Here is a 17,639-nt window from a genome sequence, read left to right on the forward strand (position 1 = left end):
CCCCTTCGATGTCGAAGCCTGTTCCCCGTACGTAACCACGCCCCCGCCCGGGTCGTCACCGGGGCTGCCGACGGTGGTGTCCCCACCCGGCCTGAAGACACGCCCTACGCCGGGGTGGCGGGCGGGCGGCGCTTGTGCTCGGTGCGGCGGTAGTGGCCGAGGACGGTGCGGAAGACCTCCTCGCTCACCGGCCGCTCCTCCAGGAAGTCGTCCAGGGCCTCGTAGGGGACGCCGAGGGCGTCCTCGTCTGGGCGGCCGGGGGCGAGGGTCTCCAGGTCGGCGGTGGGAGTCTTGTGGACGAGGTCCGCCGGAGCCCCCAAGGCCTCGGCCAGGGAGCGGACCTGACGCTTCGTCAGTCCATCCAGGGGCATCACGTCGGCGGCGCCGTCACCGTACTTGGTGAAGAAGCCGACGGCCGCCTCGGCGGCGTGGTCGGTGCCGACGACCAGGCCGCCGGTGGCGCCCGCGACGGCGTACTGGGCCACCATCCGCTGGCGGGCCTTGACGTTGCCGCGGACGAAGTCCTCGTGGGAGCGGTCGGCGAAGGTGAGGCCGGCGGACGCCAGCGCGTCGAGGGCGGCGTCGGTCGCGGGCCTGATGTCGACGGTCAGGGTCCGGTCCGGCTGGATGAAGTCGAGTGCGCGGCGGGCGTCCGCCTCGTCCGCCTGGGTGCCGTAGGGCAGCCGCATGGCGCAGAACTCGGCCTGGTGTCCGGCGGCGCGCAGCCGGTCGACGGCGAGCTGGCAGAGCCGCCCGGCGGTGGTGGAGTCGACGCCGCCGCTGATGCCGAGCACCAGCGTGCGGGCGCCGGCCGCCCGGAGCTGGTCGGCGAGGAAGTCGGCCCGGCGCTCGGCCTCCTGCTCGGGGCTCGGGACGGGGGCCACCCGTAGGGTGCGGGCGATCTCCCGCTGGAGGTCGGCGGACAGGGTTTCGGTCATATCGACTCCCGGGTGAAGGTGACACGGTGGGTGCCCGCCCTGGACGCTACCAGCGGGTTCGACGCGTTCGACGAGGTGGTGGCGGTGCTGCGGCGGGCCGGGGCGAGCGCCTACGCGGGGTGCCGCAGGATGTCGAGGACGACGGCGCCGTCGACGGTCTCCTGGGCGACCAGCAGGGCGGCCAGTTCGTCGAGGTGGTGGCGGTGTTCGCGGAGCAGGTCGACGGCGCGGCGTTCGGCGCGGCGCAGCAGGCGGGCCACCGCCTCGTCGACGGCGCGCTGGGTCTGCTCGGAGTACGGGCGGCGGAACAGGTCCTCGGGGCCGTCGCCGAGGTAGTTCGGGGAGCCGCTGGAGTAGCCGACCGGGCCGAGTTCCGGGGAGAGGCCGAATTCGCGGACCATCCGGGTGGCGACGCCGGTGGCGTGGGCGAGGTCGTTGGCGGCGCCGGTGGAGCCCTCGCCGAAGACCACCAGCTCGGCTGCCCGCCCGCCGAGCTGGACGGTGATCAGGTCGATCAGGTAGCCCTCGGTGTACAGGTGGCGTTCCGCTTCGGGGAGTTGTTCGGTCGCGCCGAGGGAGACGCCGGCCGGGAGGATGGTCACCTTGGCGACGGGGTCGGCGTGTTCGCACAGCGCGGCGGTCAGGGCGTGCCCGGACTCGTGGACGGCGACGGCGTGGCGCTCCTCGGGCAGCAGCGCGTTGGAGGAGTCCCGGCGGCCGAGCAGGACGCGGTCGCGGGCGGTGTCGAGGTCGTCGGCGGTGAGGGTGGCGCGGTCGGCGCGGACGGCGTTGATGGCGGCCTCGTTGACCAGGTTGGCGAGGTCGGCGCCGGAGAAGCCGGGTGTGCCGCGGGCGATGCGGTTCAGGTCGGCATCGGGGGCGAGGGTCTTGCCGCGGACGTGGACGGCGAGGATCGCGGCCCGTTCCGCCTGGTTGGGCAGCGGGACGGTGACCTGGCGGTCGAACCGGCCGGGGCGCAGCAGGGCCGGGTCGAGGGCGTCCGGGCGGTTGGTGGCGGCGATGACGACGATGCCGGTGGTCGGGTCGAAGCCGTCCATCTCGGAGAGCAGCTGGTTGAGGGTCTGTTCGCGCTCGTCGTTGCCGCCGAGCCGGGTGCCGCCCGCGCGGCGCCCGCCGACGGCGTCGATCTCGTCGATGAAGATGATGGACGGCGCGCGTTTGCGGGCCTCGTCGAAGAGGTCGCGGACGCGGGAGGCGCCGACGCCGACGAACATCTCGACGAAGCCGGAGCCGGTCACGGAGAGGAAGGGCACCTCGGCCTCTCCGGCGACGGCCCGGGCGAGCAGGGTCTTTCCGGTGCCGGGCGGGCCGACCATGATCACCCCGCGCGGTCCCTTGGCGCCGGCGGCGGCGTAGCGTTCGGGGCTGCGCAGGAAGTCGACCACCTCGCTGACCTCCTGCTTGACGCCCTCGTACCCGGCGACGTCGGCGAAGCGGGTGGCGGGCCGCTCGGCCTCGATGATCTTGGCGCGGGAGCGCCCGATGGCGCTCAGGCCGCCGCCGAGCGAGCGAGCGGCCATCCGGCCGGACCACAGGAACAGCCCGCCGAAGAGCAGCAGCGGCAGGAACAGCAGCAGCGTGGACCAGATCGAGCTGCCGCCGCTGCGGCTGGCGGTGACGTCGACGTGCTGACCGGCCAGCTCGCCGCTGAGCTGGGAGGTGTCCAGGGCGGTCGGGATCTGGCTGGTGAAGTGCGTGCCGTCCTTGAGGGTGCCGGTGACCCCGCCGGTGTCGGTGATGTCCACGGTCTTCACCTGCCCGGCGCCGACCCGGTTGAGGAAGTCGGTGTAGCCGTAGCTGGCGCCGGTCGAGCCGGAGCGCGAGAACAGGATGAGCAGCAGCAGGGTCACCAGGACGGCGACGGGCAGCAGCCAGCGGCGCATCGCGGGCGCGGGCGGCTTGGGCGGCGGAGGGCCGCCGGGGGTGCGGGGCCGCTCGGGGCCCCTGCCCGGGGGCGGCGGGGTCGCGGGGTGGCGGGCGGCGCGCAGCCGGATTCGGGTGATCATCCACGCTCACCGCCTCTCCGCCGCCGGGCCCTCCTCTCCATGGTGGGGGGAGAAGGGCCCGGACGGGAGGTTCAGGACGAACCGGTCGGCCCCGGCGCGGGGGCCGGCGGCGCCGTCAGGAGAAGTCGAGCGAGCCGGTCCGGGTCCGCTTGAGCTCGAAGAAGTTCGGGTAGCCGGCCAGCAGCCGCACCCCTTCGAAGACCCGGACGGCGTCCTCGCCGCGCGGGATGGCGCTCAGCACCGGGCCGAAGAAGGCGACGCCGTCGACGTGGATGGTCGGCGTGCCGACCTCCTCGCCGACCGGGTCCATGCCCTCGTGGTGGCTCTTGCGCAGCGCGAGGTCGTACGCCGTGCTGTCGGCCGCGGCGGCGAGTTCCTCCGGCAGTCCGGCCGCGACCAGGGCCTCCCGGATGACGGCGTCGTCGGCGGGCCGGTCCTGGTCGTGCAGGCGGGTGCCGAGTTCGGTGTACAGGTCGCGCAGCACGTGCTCGCCGTGCTGTTCGGCGGCGGCGATGCAGACCCGGACGGGGCCCCAGCCGGTGGTCATCAGGCGCTGGTAGCGCTCGGGCAGGTCGGTGCGGCCCTCGTTGAGGACGGACAGGCTCATCACCCGGAACGTGAGGTCGAGCTCGCGGTGGCGCTCGACCTCCAGGATCCACCGGGAGGTGATCCAGGCGAACGGGCAGATCGGATCGAAGTAGAAATCGACTTTGGTGGTCACGGTGAAAAGCCTAGGCGCCGAGTGGACCGCTTTCCAGGGCCAATCGATCACCATCGTGGTGGGCCACTTCTCAGCTGCAGGTCTTCCCGTCGGCCGGCACGGTGCCGTCCAGCAGGTAGGCGTCCACGGCCTGCTTCAGGCACGGGTCGCCGGTGTTGTAGCCGCCGTGGCCCTCGCCCTGGAGGGTGACGTTGACGCCGACGCCCGGGCCGAGCTGCTGCGCCATCGCGTGGGCGCCCTCGACCGGGGTGGCCGGGTCGCCGGTGGTGCCGACCACCAGGATCGGGGCCGCGCCGGCGGCGGAGACGTCCGGGTGGTCGGCCTTGCCCGGCACCGGCCAGCCGGTGCAGCTCGTCAGGCCCCAGGCGGAGTAGGGACCGAACACCGGGGAGGCGGTGCGGAACTGCGGCAGCTGCTGTTCGACGTCCTGGTCGGAGTAGCGCTGCCGGGCGTCCACGCAGTTGATCGCCCGGTTGGCAGCGCTCAGGTTGGTGTAGCGCCCCTGCGGGTCGCGCCCGAACATCGCGTCGGAGAGCTGGAGCAGTGTGTTGCCGGTGCCCTGCTGCATCGCCTCGGTGAGCCCGGCGGCCAGGACGGGCCAGGTCTCCTCGCTGTACAGGGCCGCGGCGATCCCGGTGACGGCCAGGGTCTCGGTGAGCTGCCGCCCGCTGGTGGTGGGCAGCGGGGACTGCTCCAGCTTCTGCAGCAGCGCCGTGACCGCCGCCGTGCCCTCGACGCCGCCGGCACCCGTCGGGCAGGCGGCGGCCTCCTCGGCGGCGCAGGCCTTCATGAAGTTGTCGAACGCGAGCTGGAAGCCCTGGGCCTGGCCGAGCGCGGCCTGCTGCGGGTCCTTCGTCGGGTCGACGACTGAGTCCAGGACGATCCGGCCGACCTCCTGCGGGAACAGGTGCGCGTAGACGCCGCCGAGCTGGGTGCCGTAGCTGATGCCGAAGTAGAAGAGCTTCTGGTCGCCGAGCACCTGCCGCATCAGGTCGAGGTCGCGGGCGGCGCTCTCGGTGTCCACGTAGGGCAGCACCGGACCGGAGTTGTGCTCGCAGGCGGCGGTGAACTGCGCGTTGCTGGCGTCCAGCGCCTTCACCGCGTCGGGGGTCCCGGGGGTGTTGTCGATTTCCAGGGTGGTGTCCATCGCCTTGTCGTCCAGGCAGCTCACCCCGGCGCTGGCACCGACCCCACGGGGGTCGAAGCTCACCAGGTCGTAACGGGCGTTGAGGGAGGCGTAGTCGGCGGCGAGGGCGGGCAACGTGGCGACGCCGGAGGCACCGGGGCCGCCGAAGTTGAACAGCAGCGAGCCGATCCGGTGCTTCTCGTCCTTCGCCCGGCTCCGGATCATGGCCAGGTCGATGGTCGGGCCGTCCGGCTTGCCGTGGTCGAGCGGCGCCTTGAGGGTGGCGCACTGCCAGTCACCGGCGGGCGCGGTGCCGCTGCCCTGCGCGGGGCTGGGGGCCGGGCAGGCCTGCCAGTCGAGCCGCTGGGCCGCGAGTCCGGTCGCGGACGCGGCGGGCGAACCGGCCGGGGAGGCCGGGGAGGTCGGCGCGGGCTCGACGGCGGAGCGGGCGTCGCCCTGGCAGCCGGCGGCGGAGGCGAGCAGCAGCGCGGCCAGGCCGAAAGCGCCGGCGCCGCGGACGACGGTGTGCATGGAGCGGTCCACCTCTCGGGTTACCGGGCGCGCCCCGGCGGACGGCGGGGCGGCGTGCGCCCCGGCGCTCGGCACGGTCAACGCACCACAGACCCTAGGGGCGGTGGGGCGGTCGCGCCCGTCGGAAGGCCCGGTGGAGGGGCGTGCGCCGGTCCGGCTGCCACCCGCCGTCCGGGTGAGGTGACCCCCGCTCCCGCGGCCCTCGGCGGCGAGCAGCGTCCGGATCGCCCACTACCTGGCGTCGCATGCTATCTTGCATCGCATGGTACCTGGCATCACACACCACGACGGCGACGCCGGTACGGCCGACGGACCGGTGGCGACGCAACTGCGCAAGGGCGTACTGGAGTACTGCGTCCTGGCGCTGCTGCGGGACGGCCCCCGGTACGGGGTGGAGCTGCTGCAGGAGCTCGGCCGGTTCCCGATGCTGGCGACCAGCCAGGGCACCATCTACCCCCTGCTGTCCCGGCTGCGCCGGGCCGGCCTCGCCGACACCTTCCTGCGCGACTCGGCCAGCGGCCCGTCCCGCCGGTACTACACCCTCACCGACACCGGCCGCAGCGCACTGGAGGAGTTCACCACGCTGTGGCCCGCCTTCCGCGAAACCGTCGACCACGTCCTGGCCCCGGGAGAGAACCCGTGAACAACCCCATCGAGCACCCCCTGGTCCGCGCCCACCTGGACGCGGTCGCCCGGTACACCGCCCCGCTGCCCGAGGAGCGCCGCCGCGAACTGCTCGCGGACCTGCGCGAGCACGTCGAGGTCTCGCTCGCCGAGTGCGACCCCGCCGACGAGGCCGCCGTCCGGCGGGTCCTGGAGCAGCTGGGCAGCCCCCGGCAGATCGCCGACGCCGCGCTCGACGAGGAGGGCGGCGCCCGACCGGAGCCGGAGAGCCGCGGCCGCACCGTCCGCACCCTGGTCTTCGCGGTGCTGCCGGTTCCGCTGTCGTTCGTCCCGGTCGTCGGGCCCCCGCTCGCGCTGGCCGCCGCCGTCATCGCCGCGAGCAGGGTCTGGCGGTCCACGCAGTGGAGCCGCCGGGAGAAGCGGCTGGCGGCCCTGCTGCTGCTCTCCCCCGTCCTGGTCACTCCGCTGGCCGGCATCGCCGCCGCCGTCGTGTCCCCGGTCGGCCTGACCGTGGCAGCCGTCCTCGCCGCCTGCGCGGTGGGCTTCTGCCCCGCCCTGCTCGCGGCGTTCTTCCTGGCCCGGTCCGCCGCCCGGCTGCGCAACGCCGCGCTCATGGCCTGAACCGGCTTCATCAATCAACACCGACGTTTCGCCAGCCCCCCCTGGTGATGTTGGAGACCGCCCCCCACATACAAGGGAGGCGGTCTCCACACGTCGGAGGCTCGCGCTTGCGCGCGTGCCTGCCCGGCGACTAACGTCTTACCTGTTTCTCACCATCAAATCCGTTTTTGGCCAAGGCCGTTCATACGGTTAACGGAAACCCGCATACAGTGTGCGGGCTCGGAGAATCCGAACCGCCGCCCCCTCCATCTGGGGGCTTTTCCATTACGCGGGAATCAAGGCAACTCACTTTACCGTCAGGCTCGTTGACCCAGTTCTCCGGCGGCTGCTTTGCTTCTCGGCGGCCGAGGCGGGCCTGTTTCCGCCCGGTGATCCGTTGTGCGGCGGGTCATCCAGGCATTTCCACCGCCTCCGGCCTCTCCCTGTCCTTCGCGACCACCCGTCACCCACCGGTGCCCGGGCGGTCGGCATGAGAGAGGCAACCCTCACATGGGCCGAACCCCCACGTTCCGTCACGCCGGACGGGCGGCGCTCACCGGCGTCGCCGCGCTCGCCCTCGCGGCGGCCGGCTTCACCGCGGCACCCGCCCAGGCGCAGCCAGACGACGCCGCGCACCCCACGGCGTCGGCGAACCACCCGTACCGGCACGGCGCCGTCCCGCTCCGCGGCCAGCAGGCCGCACCGAACGCCACCTCCGCCAACAACCTCAACTACGGTGGCGGGGCGGGCAGTCCGAGCATCGGCGTGACCACCGGACCGGAGCACGTCTACCTGGTGTTCTGGGGCTCCCAGTGGGGCAGCTCCGGCACCGACGCCAACGGCAACACCACGCTCAGCGGCGACGCCAAGGGCATGGCCCCGCGCCTCCAGCAGCTGTTCAAGGGCATCGGCGCAGGCAGCGAACTCTGGTCCGGCGTCATGACGCAGTACTGCGAGGGCGTCACCACCGGCTCCCAGACCTGCCCGGGCAGCTCCGCGCACGTCGCCTACCCCACCGGCGGCGCGCTCGCCGGCGTCTGGGTGGACACCTCCGCCGCGGCGCCCGCCGCCGCGACCGGCAACCAGATCGGCGCCGAGGCGGTCAAGGCGTCCGGCCACTTCGGCAACACCACCGCCGCGGCCAACCGGAACGACCAGTACGTCGTCGTCTCCCCCACCGGCACCACCCCCGACGGCTTCAACACCGCGTCCGGCAACTTCTGCGCCTGGCACGACTACACCGGCGACACCACGCTCACCGGCGGCGCCGTCTCCTCCCCGTACGGCGAACTGGCCTTCACCAACCTGCCGTACGTGACCGACGCGGGCTCCGGCTGCGGCCAGGGCTTCGTCAACGCGGGGACGGCCGGCACCCTGGACGGCGTCACCATTGTCGAGGGCCACGAGTACGCCGAGACCATCACCGACCAGAACCCGGCCGGCGGCTGGACCGACAGCAGCGGCGCCGAGAACGGCGACAAGTGCGCCTGGGTCAGCAGCGGCCAGGGCGCGTCGGCGAACGTCGGTTTCACCACCGGCAGCTTCGCCATGCAGTCGACCTGGGCGAACGACTTCAACAGCGGTGCGGGCGGCTGCGAGATGTCCCACCCGATCGTCGGCGGCACGACCGGCAACACCGTCACCGTCACCAACCCTGGCGCCCAGGCCGGCACCACCGGCAAGGCCGTCAGCCTCCAGATCGCGGCGACCGACAGCGCCTCCGGCCAGACCCTCACCTACACGGCGAGCGGCCTGCCGGCCGGCCTGTCCATCTCCGCCTCCGGCCTGATCAGCGGCACCCCGACCACCGCCGGCACGGCGAGCGTCACGGTCACCGCCAAGGACGCCACCGGCGCCTCCGGCTCCGCCGCCTTCGGCTGGACCGTCACCTCCGCGGGCGGCGGCGGCCTCACCAACGGCGGCTTCGAGACCGGCACCCTGAGCGGCTGGACCTCCACCGGCAGCGCCGCCGCCGCCAGCGCCGCCAAGCACACCGGCGGCTACGGCGCGATGCTCGGCTCCACCGGCCCCACCACCACGTCCACGGCCGGCCAGACCTTCACCGCCCCGGCCGGCAGCAGCAAGGTCGCCTTCTGGTACGACGTCACCTGCCCGGACACCGTCACCTACGACTGGGCGACCGCCACCCTCAAGGACAACACCACCAACACCACGACCACGGTGCTCGCCAAGACCTGCACCAGCGGCCTCGGCTGGAAGTCCGCCTCCGGCACCGTCACCCCGGGCCACAGCTACACGCTCACCCTCACCAACGTGGACGACAACTACCCGGGCGACCCGACCTACACCTACTACGACGACGTGACCGTCTCCTGACCACCGCCCGTCCACGCCCCTGACGCCGCCGGGGCGGGCCACCACGGCCCGCCCCGGTGACACTGCGCCCGGTGGCACTGCGCCCCGCGCCTCGCACCCCGCGAAGGAGGAGAGCCGTGACCGTGCGAACGCTCGCGGCGGCCGCCCTGCTCGCCCTGGCGGCCGGCTGCTCGTCGAACACCGGCCCCGCCACACCGGGCCCGCCCACCCTGGTGCTCGACGAGCACGCCGACGGCACGACCGTGCCGGTGGCACCCGGCACCGTCATCCGGGTGGAGCTGCACAGCACCTACTGGTCCCCGGCCGCCGGCGACAGCCCGCGGACGCTGCGTCCGACCGCCACCGCGACCACCCCCGCCCCCTCCTGCCGGCCGGGCGGCGGCTGCGGCCGGGTCACCGCCGGTTTCCTCGCCACCGCCCCCGGCACCGCCCGTCTCTCCGCCCACCGCACCACCTGCGGCGAGGCGCTGGCCTGCCCGCCCGGGCAGCGGGCCTTCACCGTGACGGTGACCGTCGGCTGACGGTCAGTGCTGGACGCCGGAGGACAGCGAGAAGTCCGCGAAGTAGGCGCGCTGGGTGCTCGCCGGGCCCCAGCTGGTGTCGTGGCCACCGTAGAAGGTGGAGAAGAACACGCCGCCGAAGGGGATCCTGCCGATGCCCGAGGCCACCCCGCGCGCCGCGTAGACCTGGCGGCCGTCGTACCAGACGGTGACGTCCCCGGTGCCGCGGTCGACCAGCTGCTCGACGCTGTGCCACGCGCCGTCGGCCTGGAACCGCCAGTCACCGAGCCCCTCGTCCACCCCGTAGCCGGTCGGGCCGGAGTTGGTCGGGGTGTAGAGGTAGACCTCGCCGTTGTCCGGCACGCCCTTGGCGCCGCGCCACATGTAGCGCGTCGACCAGCCCGCGCCGTGGTTGCCGCCCGACTCCTCGCCGATCTTGCCGCCGTACAGCCCGGGCAGTTTCCCCGCCTTGCCCCAGTCCCGGCCGGCCGGGAACTTGAGGGAGTACTTCAGGTCCAGCGTCTCGCCCTGGGCCAGGGCGGACAGGCCCAGGGTGGTCAGATCCGTGTAGAACTGGCCGCCGCCCGGGTTCGGGCAGTCGGTGCACTGGTTGGAGGAGGACCCGGCACCGTAGGTGACCTGGAGCGCCGAGCCGCCCCCGGGAGCGGCCGCGTCGTCGACCGCGCTCAGGTCCGAACCGCCCCACGTCCCCTGGTCGACCGCGCCCCAGGCGTGCTTCCACTGGTCCGTCCCGTAACCGCGGAACTGGCCGGTCCAGGCCGCCTTCCCGCTCGCCACCGCGGCCGGCGCGGCTCCCCTGGCTCCCTCGGACCCCGAGGCGGCCGGCGCGGCGATCGAGGCCGCAGCGGGCGACGTCGACGGGGCGCAGGCGGCCAGGGCGGCGGCGGCGAGCACCGCTCCGAACACACGACGAGTGCTTTTCATGACTGCCCTTCCCGACGGGACCGGCCGGGACGGCCCACCCGCTCCATGTGACGCTCCGCCACCGGGCCACAGTAGCGGCGCCCGAGGTGACGTGACCATCACACTCCCGGGTGACGGCGGGACGATTCCCGGCCCCCGGCCCTCCCGATGCGGGCCATGCGGAGATGTGCGAGGTGCGAGGTGGCGATCCGGCCGCGAAGATTCCTCCGAACGTCCGGCGGAGGACGTCAAGACCGCGGCGACGGCTCCGACCACCGGTCGAGGAGCCCAGCCGGGCCCGCGAACCACGAGGAACACGAGGAGCACGAGATGAAGTTCCTGATCAGCCTGCACATCAACCCGGCCGTGATGGACGCGCTGACCGACGAGGAGAAGGCGGCGATCGGCCACGGCCACGGCGAGTTCATCGAGGCGCTGAAGGCGTCCGGAGAGCTGATCACCACCCAGGCACTGGCCGATCCGGCCCAGGCCGCCGTGGTGACCGTGCGCAACGGCCAGCCGGTGGTGACCGACGGCCCGTTCCTGGAGGCCAAGGAGTACCTGGGCGGCTTCTACCTGATCGACTGCGAGGACAAGGAGCGGGCGATCGCGCTGGCGGCGCTGATCCCGGACACCGCGATCGAGGGCCTGGGGGTCGAGGTGCGGCAGGTGATGTTCGCCGACGGACACTTGGAGGCATGACAGCACCGGACTTCGAGGACCTGCTGCGTGCGCTCACGCCACAGGTCCTCGGCACCTTGGTTCGCCGGTACGGCCGGTTCGAAGGGTGCGAGGACGCCGTCCAGGAGGCCGTCCTCGCCGCCACCGTGCAGTGGCCGTCCGAGGGCATGCCCGACAATCCGCACGGCTGGCTGGTGACCGTCGCCGCCCGGCGGCTCATCGACCAGCTGCGCCGCGACCGCGCGCGCCGCGAACGGGAGTCGGCGACGGCCACCGAGGTGGTGCCGCCGGAGGTGCCGGACACCGACGACACGCTCGTCCTGCTGTTCCTGTGCTGCCATCCGACGCTCACCGCGGCCTCCCGGACCGCCCTGACGCTGCGGGCGGTCGGCGGTCTGACCACCGCCGAGATCGCCCGCGCGTTCCTGGTGCCGGAGGCCACCATGGCGGCCAGGATCAGCCGGGCCAAGCAGCGCATCAGGGCCGCCGGCAGCTCGTTCGCCCTGCCGGACGGCGCGGAGCGCGAGGAACGGCTGCGGGTCGTGCTGCACGTGCTCTACCTGATCTTCAACGAGGGCTACACCGCCACCTCCGGACCGGAGTTGCACCGCCCCGACCTCGCGCACGAGGCGATCCGGTTGACCAGGACGGTGCACGCGCAGCTGCCCGGGGACGACGAGGTCACCGGGCTGCTCGCACTGATGCTGCTGACCCACGCGCGCCGGGAGGCGCGCACCACCCCGGCCGGCGACCTGGTGCCGCTGGACGAGCAGGACCGCAAGGCCTGGGACCGGGCGCTGATCGACGAGGGCGTCGCACTGGTCGAGGCGGCGCTGGCCGGGCCGACCCTGGGGCCCTACCAGTTGCAGGCCGCCATCGCGGCCACGCACGCCGACGCGGCCACCGCCGAGGAGACCAACTGGCCCCAGGTGCACGCCCTCTACCTGATCCTGGAACGGATCGCGCCCAACCCGATGGTCACCCTCAACCGGGCGATCGCGCTCGCCGAGACCGACGGCCCGGCGGCCGGACTGGCCCTGCTGTCCGCCCTGGACGGTGACGGGCGGATGGCCGGGCACCACCGGCTGCTGTCCGTCCGGGCGCACCTGCTGGAGAAGGCCGGCGACCCGGCCGGCGCCCACGAGCACTACCGGCGCGCCGCGAAGGCCACCGCCAGCCTCGCCGAGCGGCGCTACCTGGAGGCCCGGGCCGGCCGGACCGGGCCACGCTCCGGCTGATCACGCGTCCGGGACGTCCGGCACGCAGCCCGGGGACGGCCCGGGGCGGGCCCGGGGACGGCAGGGCTCAACTACCCTGCGGCTCCATCCCCGGCCTGCCCCGCACCGCGTACGCCGGCAGCCGCAGCTCGCCGAGGACGGCCCGGGGCAGGCTCAGCCCGAACCGCCGCCCGACCACGCCGAGGGTGCGGCGGCGGACGGCCGCGGGCGGCTCGCCCCCGGGGCCGCGGGTGATCCCGTCGGGCTCCAGGACGCCCGCGGCGACCAGCTCGGGGACCAGCAGGTCGGGCTCCCGGCCCCAGCGCCAGCGCTCCTCGGCGAGGCCGAACCCGCACAGCACCGCGCCGTCGCGGGCGTAGTCGAGCAGTGCCGGCGGGTGGTCCGGCATCGGGCGGAAGTGGACCACCTCGACCCCGTCGCGCGCTATCTCGGTGAGCCGTTCGCCGCCGGTGGAGTCGCCGTACTCGACCGCGAAGGACCAGTCACCGGACTCGCCGACCCGGATCACGCCGTCGCCGTCGTCGCTCGGGCGGAACACCTCGATGTCGAGGTCCCACACCTCGGTGCCGCTGAGCGGCCCGGCCGCGGCGGCCGGATCGGCGCCCATCCGGCGGGCGAGCTCCTGCGGCGGTATCCCCCGGGCGAACAGGACGCCGTCGACGGAGCACCCGGCGTCCGCGAGCCACCGGATGCCTTCCTCGCCCCCCGCCCCTTCGGTACCGCCCGTCATGACGCCCCCTCACCTCGCGCCGGCCCGCGTGGCCGGGCCGCCGGTCCGCACCCTAACGGACGCCACTGACACTGATAGTGGTAACCGGGTCTCCGGTGGTCGTGGCTCTGCCACTGACTGACGCCCTGCTGGGCTGTCCTCCGGTTGTTCCGTCCGGCTGCCGGGGCCCGTTCCCAAGGCCCCGGCCGGGCGGAGCATGACCTTATAGGAGCCTGGCCAGAGGCCCCCTCAGTGTCCTGTCCGCCCCACCCGGCGGAGCCCGCATCGACGCAGGTCGGGGGTTATCCCCCCGAGGAACCCGGCGGTCGGCCCCAGCGCGCCGCACCCCCGCCGCGAACGATGATCTTCTCACCGAGCTTTCGGGACAAGGAAACTGAGGAGAGATCGTGACCACGGCGAACAAGCGAACGGTCGGCCGACGCGGACTGATCGCGGTGACGGTGGCAGCCGCCGGCACCGCCCTGCTGGCCCCGGTGGCCTCCGCCGCCCCTGCGGCGGACGGCCAACGGAGCACGGTGGTCCGCGCGTTGGAGCGGTCCGCGCACCCGCTGCGGTCGACCGAGCCCGGCGGCAGCACCAGCGACCTGCGGGCGCTCGGCGCGATGGTCGGGGACGCCAAGGTGGTGGGCCTCGGCGAGGCCACGCACGGCTCGCACGAGTTCTTCACCATGAAGCAGCGGGTCTTCCGCTACCTGGTCCAGGAGAAGGGCTTCACCACCTTCGCCCTGGAGATGAGCTGGTCGGCGGGCCTGAAGATCGACAAGTTCCTCCAGGACGGCAAGGGCGACGCCCGGCAGATCGTCAAGGACGAGCTGGGCCAATCACCTTGGGAGCGCCAGGAGTTCGTGGACCTGATCAGCTGGATGCGCGAGTACAACCGCCAGCACCCGGAGCGCCCGGTCCACTTCATGGGCGACGACGTCGGCGCCCCCAAGCTCGGCGAGGAGGTCTTCGCCCGGGTCGACGCCTACCTGCGCAAGGCCGACCCCGCGGCCCTGGCGCGCGTGGACGGGCTGTACGCGGGCCTGCGCCCGCTCGACGACACCGTCGGCTACCTGAAGCGGCCGGTGGCCGAGCGGAAGGAGAACGCCGCCAAGGCGCAGCAGGCCCTGGACCTGGTCACCGCCGCCAGGGGCAACGGCGGCGAGGAGTACGACTGGGCCGTGCAGCACGCCCGCATCATCGCCCAGACCTTCGCCTTCGCCACCTTCGAACTCACCGACCCGGCCTCGGTGAACGCCGCGGAGGTCATCCGCGACCAGGCCATGGCCGACAACACCGCGTGGTGGCAGCGCCACACCGGCGACCGGATGCTGCTCTCGGCCCACAACGGGCACGTCGGCTACCTGGCCAGCGATCCCGAGATGTACCCCAAGACGCAGGGCTCGATCCTGCGCGACACCTTCGGCCCGGAGTACCTGAACATCGGGTTCACCTTCGACCGGGGCTCCTTCCTCACCATGGGCGCCGCCCTCGGCACCGACTGGGAGAAGAACACCGTGCCCGCGGCCACGCCCGGCATGAACGAGTACACCCTGGACCAGGTCCGCCGCCAGGACTACTACGTCGACCTGCGCACCGCCCCGCGCGTGGTCCGCGACTGGCTGGACACCGCCCGCCCCGTCTACGAGGCCGGGTCCACGTTCACGAAGGACCCGCTGCCCTCCGTCGCCCTCGGACGGGCCCACGACGTCCTCGTCCACCTCCACCAGGTCCACGAGGCCGAGAAGCTCTGACCGGGCTCCGGCCCCGCCTCGGATCGGCGGCCCGGCCTCAGGCCGGCGGGGTCGCCGTCTCGGGGAACGCCCGGTCCAGCAGCGCGCCCAGGGCGGCCCGGTCCTGGCCGGAGAGCTGTTCCAGCGCGGTCAGGCCGGACATCAGGTCGGCCCGGATCAGCCGGACGGTCTGCTCGCCCCGGTCGGTCAGGGCGATGCTCTTGACCCGGCGGTCGGCGGGGTCGGGCTCGCGGCGGACCAGGTCGCGGCCCTCCAGCCGGTCGACGATGCCGGTGACGTTGGAGGCGTCACAGGACAGCAGACCGGCGAGGGCGCGCATGGAGCGCGGCCGGGTGAGCAGGCTGAGGGTCTTGCCCTGCATCAGGGTCAGCCCGTGCCCGGCCGCGGCGGAGGCGAAGTGGCGGTAGTAGGCCGCGGCCACCCGGGCGAGCTGATCCATCAGCTCGCCCGGCGTGGCCGGTGGGTCCGGGTGGGGGTTCTGGTGCACGGTTCGAGCATAGGCACATTGCTTGACACCCTCAACCATTGAGGTTTACCGTCCAAGAATGCTTGAGGTCATAAACCATCGACGACCTCAAGGCAGCTGGAAGGACCGCGAGACCCTCATGAACCACACCCCCGCCGCCACCCCGGAAGCCGCTTCCGAAGCCACCCCGGAGACCGCCGCCGCCACGGTCACCCGCCTGCGCGCCGCCTTCGACACCGGCCGGACCAAGCCGCTCGCCTGGCGCCAGGCCCAGCTGGCAGCACTGCGCTCGCTGCTCACCGAGCAGTCCGCGGCGTTCCTCCAGGCCCTGCACGAGGACCTCGGCAAGAGCACCGCCGAGGCCTACCGCACCGAGATCGGCTTCACGCTCAACGAGCTCGACCACACCGTCACCCACCTGGAGCAGTGGCTGCAGCCGAAGCCCGCCGCCGTGCCCGAGTTCTTCCAGCCCGCCGCGGCCCGCGTGGTGCGCGACCCGCTCGGCGTGGTCCTGATCATCGCACCCTGGAACTACCCGCTCCAGCTCGCCCTGTCCCCGCTGGTCGGCGCACTGGCCGCCGGGAACGCGGCCGTCCTCAAGCCCAGCGAGCTCGCCCCCGCGACCTCCGCCGCGCTCGCCCGACTGCTCCCGCGCTACCTCGACCCGGCGGCCGTCGCGGTCGTCGAAGGCGCCGTCCCGGAGACCACCGCGCTGCTGGAGCAGCGCTTCGACCACATCTTCTACACCGGCAACGGCGCCGTCGGCCGGATCGTCATGGCAGCCGCCGCCCGGCACCTCACCCCGGTCACCCTGGAACTCGGCGGCAAGAGCCCGGTGGTGGTCGAACCCGGCGTCGACCTCGCGGTCACCGCCCGGCGGATCGCCCGGGGCAAGTTCCTCAACGCCGGCCAGACCTGCGTCGCCCCCGACTACGTCCTCGCCATCGGCGAGAGCGCGCCCGCGCTGGAGGCACACCTCGCCGACGCCGTCCGGGAGCTGTACGGCGACGACCCGGCGACCGGCGGCGAGTACGGCCGGATCGTCAACGAGCGCCACTTCGACCGGCTCACCGCGCTGCTCGGCGACGGTCGGACCGTCACCGGCGGCACCCACGACCGCGCCGACCGCTACCTCGCCCCGACCGTCCTCGCCGACGTCTCCCCCGAGGCCCCCGTGATGCGGGCGGAGATCTTCGGCCCGATCCTCCCCGTCGTCTCCGTGCCCGACCTCGACGCGGCGATCGCCTTCATCAACGAGCGCGACAAGCCGCTCGCCCTCTACGCCTTCACCGAGTCCGCGCACACCAAGCAGCGGCTGACCGAGGAGACCTCCTCCGGCGCGCTCTCCTTCGGACTGCCGGTCTCCCACCTCGCCATGCCCGAGCTGCCGTTCGGCGGCGTCGGCGAGAGCGGCATGGGCCGCTACCACGGCGAGTACTCCCTCGACACCTTCAGCCACGCCAAGGCCGTCGTCGACAAGCCCCTCGCCTGACCGCTCCCCCTCGTCCGATCGTTTCTCCCCTCCCCGCCACCCCGACACCGAGCGAGCATCCTCATGACCACCATCGACCACGGCGCCGCCGTCGCCGCGGAGACCGCCCGGCTCGTCGCCGCCCTCCAGGACGCCGACCCGGCCACCCCGGTGCCCACCTGCCCCGGCTGGACACTGACCGACCTCACCCGCCACACCGGCAGCGTGCAGCGCTGGTTCACCGTCCTGCTCCGACAGCGGATCCAGCAGCCGCCCCGCAGCCGCGAGGTCGACCTGCGGCTGCCCACCGGGCCGGACGGCTACCCCGCCTGGCTGGCGGAGGCCGCGGCCGAGGCCGGCGCCACGTTCGCGGAAACCGACCTCGACGCCCCGATGTGGGCCTGGGGCGCCGACCAGCACGCCCGCTTCTGGGTACGGCGGATGCTGTTCGAGACCCTGGTGCACCGCGCCGACGCGGAACTCGCCCTCGGGCGCACCCCGGTACTCGACCCGGAGCTGGCCGCCGACGGGGTGTCCGAATTCCTCACCAACCTGCCCTTCGCCGCTTTCTTCGCCCCGGGGATCGCCGAGCTGCGCGGCGCGGACCGCACCATCCGCTTCACCCGCACCGACGGCAGCGCCACCTCCGCGGACGGTGACTGGCTGATCCGCCTGCGGCCCGACGGCTTCGGGCTCGACCGCTTCGGGCTCGACGCGGACGGCCCGGGCCCGGAGGCCGACGTGACCGTCCGCGCGAGCGCCGCCGATCTGCTGCTGCTCCTGTACGGCCGCCTCGACCTGGCCTCCGCCCGCCTCGACGTGCGCGGGGACGAGGAACTGCTCGCGCACTGGTGCGCCAACTCGGCGTTCTGACCTGCCCGGGGGGGGGGGGGGGGGGGGGGGGGGGGGGGCGGTGGGGGGGGGGGGGGGGGGGGGGGGGGGGGGGGGGGGGGGGGGGGGGGTTTGGGGGGGAGGAAGGGGAAAAAAAA

At 73.6% G+C, this 17,639-nt stretch carries 16 protein-coding genes; 9 read left to right on the forward strand and 7 right to left on the reverse strand.

The features are described 5' to 3' along the window. Nucleotides 1-104: 104 nt before the first annotated feature. The 4 genes from nadE to AC07BF_RS25160 all read right to left on the reverse strand — a co-directional run bounded on the left by nadE (nt 105) and on the right by AC07BF_RS25160 (nt 5,343). Entirely contained in the window at nt 105-938 is an 834-nt protein-coding gene (gene nadE, locus AC07BF_RS25145; RefSeq protein ID WP_363585799.1) for an ammonia-dependent NAD(+) synthetase, read from the reverse strand. Nucleotides 939-1,048: 110 nt separating this feature from the next. After that, complete coding sequence (ftsH, locus tag AC07BF_RS25150; RefSeq protein ID WP_363585800.1) at nt 1,049-2,965, reverse strand: ATP-dependent zinc metalloprotease FtsH; 1,917 nt, start codon at nt 2,963-2,965, stop codon at nt 1,049-1,051. 115 nt (nt 2,966-3,080) lie between these two features. After that, the gene (locus AC07BF_RS25155) at nt 3,081-3,740 is read right to left on the reverse strand and encodes a mycothiol-dependent nitroreductase Rv2466c family protein (protein ID WP_400807811.1); all 660 of its coding nucleotides are present in this window, start codon (nt 3,738-3,740) and stop codon (nt 3,081-3,083) included. 16 nt (nt 3,741-3,756) lie between these two features. Then, nucleotides 3,757-5,343: an alpha/beta hydrolase gene (locus tag AC07BF_RS25160; RefSeq protein WP_478333947.1), complete on the reverse strand. Its 1,587-nt coding sequence runs from the start codon at nt 5,341-5,343 to the stop codon at nt 3,757-3,759. Nucleotides 5,344-5,605: 262 nt separating this feature from the next. On the opposite strand from AC07BF_RS25160, the gene AC07BF_RS25165 reads away from it, so the two are divergent. The 4 genes from AC07BF_RS25165 to AC07BF_RS25180 all read left to right on the forward strand — a co-directional run bounded on the left by AC07BF_RS25165 (nt 5,606) and on the right by AC07BF_RS25180 (nt 9,425). Next, nucleotides 5,606-5,986, forward strand: coding sequence for a PadR family transcriptional regulator (locus AC07BF_RS25165; RefSeq protein WP_363585803.1), 381 nt, complete (start codon nt 5,606-5,608; stop codon nt 5,984-5,986). Beyond that, the gene (locus AC07BF_RS25170) at nt 5,983-6,588 is read left to right on the forward strand and encodes an HAAS signaling domain-containing protein (RefSeq protein ID WP_363585804.1); all 606 of its coding nucleotides are present in this window, start codon (nt 5,983-5,985) and stop codon (nt 6,586-6,588) included. The genes AC07BF_RS25165 and AC07BF_RS25170 overlap by 4 nt, the downstream gene beginning before the upstream one ends. Before the next feature lie 489 nt (nt 6,589-7,077). Beyond that, on the forward strand, nt 7,078-8,904 hold the full coding sequence (locus tag AC07BF_RS25175) for an Ig domain-containing protein (RefSeq protein WP_363585805.1): 1,827 nt from the start codon (nt 7,078-7,080) through the stop codon (nt 8,902-8,904). Between the two features lie 116 nt (nt 8,905-9,020). Then, nucleotides 9,021-9,425 carry a hypothetical protein gene (locus tag AC07BF_RS25180; RefSeq protein WP_363585806.1) on the forward strand — a complete coding sequence of 135 codons (405 nt, stop codon included), beginning with the start codon at nt 9,021-9,023 and terminating at the stop codon, nt 9,423-9,425. A gap of 3 nt (nt 9,426-9,428) precedes the next feature. Here AC07BF_RS25180 and AC07BF_RS25185 read toward each other — a convergent pair whose 3' ends face one another. Then, entirely contained in the window at nt 9,429-10,349 is a 921-nt protein-coding gene (locus AC07BF_RS25185; RefSeq protein ID WP_363585807.1) for a polysaccharide lyase, read from the reverse strand. A 309-nt stretch (nt 10,350-10,658) separates the two neighbouring features. Here AC07BF_RS25185 and AC07BF_RS25190 point away from each other — a divergent pair, with 309 nt between their 5' ends. Next, nucleotides 10,659-11,030, forward strand: a complete 372-nt coding sequence (locus tag AC07BF_RS25190) for a YciI family protein (RefSeq protein WP_350883944.1) — start codon at nt 10,659-10,661, stop codon at nt 11,028-11,030. After that, nucleotides 11,027-12,247 (forward strand): RNA polymerase sigma factor, encoded by a 1,221-nt coding sequence (locus AC07BF_RS25195; protein WP_363585808.1) that lies wholly within the window; start codon nt 11,027-11,029, stop codon nt 12,245-12,247. The genes AC07BF_RS25190 and AC07BF_RS25195 overlap by 4 nt, the downstream gene beginning before the upstream one ends. 67 nt (nt 12,248-12,314) lie before the next feature. Here the strand turns inward: AC07BF_RS25195 and AC07BF_RS25200 are convergent, their stop codons facing one another. Further along, nucleotides 12,315-12,977, reverse strand: a complete 663-nt coding sequence (locus AC07BF_RS25200) for a DUF6461 domain-containing protein (RefSeq protein ID WP_363585809.1) — start codon at nt 12,975-12,977, stop codon at nt 12,315-12,317. A 386-nt stretch (nt 12,978-13,363) separates the two neighbouring features. Between AC07BF_RS25200 and AC07BF_RS25205 the strand changes: the two genes are divergently transcribed. Next, on the forward strand, nt 13,364-14,713 hold the full coding sequence (locus AC07BF_RS25205; RefSeq protein ID WP_363585810.1) for an erythromycin esterase family protein: 1,350 nt from the start codon (nt 13,364-13,366) through the stop codon (nt 14,711-14,713). 37 nt (nt 14,714-14,750) lie between these two features. On the opposite strand, the gene AC07BF_RS25210 is transcribed toward AC07BF_RS25205, so the two are convergent. Further along, nucleotides 14,751-15,200, reverse strand: a complete 450-nt coding sequence (locus AC07BF_RS25210; protein WP_363585811.1) for a MarR family winged helix-turn-helix transcriptional regulator — start codon at nt 15,198-15,200, stop codon at nt 14,751-14,753. 118 nt (nt 15,201-15,318) lie between these two features. Here AC07BF_RS25210 and AC07BF_RS25215 point away from each other — a divergent pair, with 118 nt between their 5' ends. Both AC07BF_RS25215 and AC07BF_RS25220 read left to right on the forward strand, forming a co-directional pair. Next, entirely contained in the window at nt 15,319-16,671 is a 1,353-nt protein-coding gene (locus AC07BF_RS25215; protein WP_363585812.1) for an aldehyde dehydrogenase family protein, read from the forward strand. 63 nt (nt 16,672-16,734) lie between these two features. Then, on the forward strand, nt 16,735-17,523 hold the full coding sequence (locus AC07BF_RS25220) for a maleylpyruvate isomerase family mycothiol-dependent enzyme (RefSeq protein WP_363585813.1): 789 nt from the start codon (nt 16,735-16,737) through the stop codon (nt 17,521-17,523). Nucleotides 17,524-17,639: the final 116 nt, after the last annotated feature.

The sequence above is a fragment of the Kitasatospora sp. NPDC043950 genome (assembly GCF_056435345.1).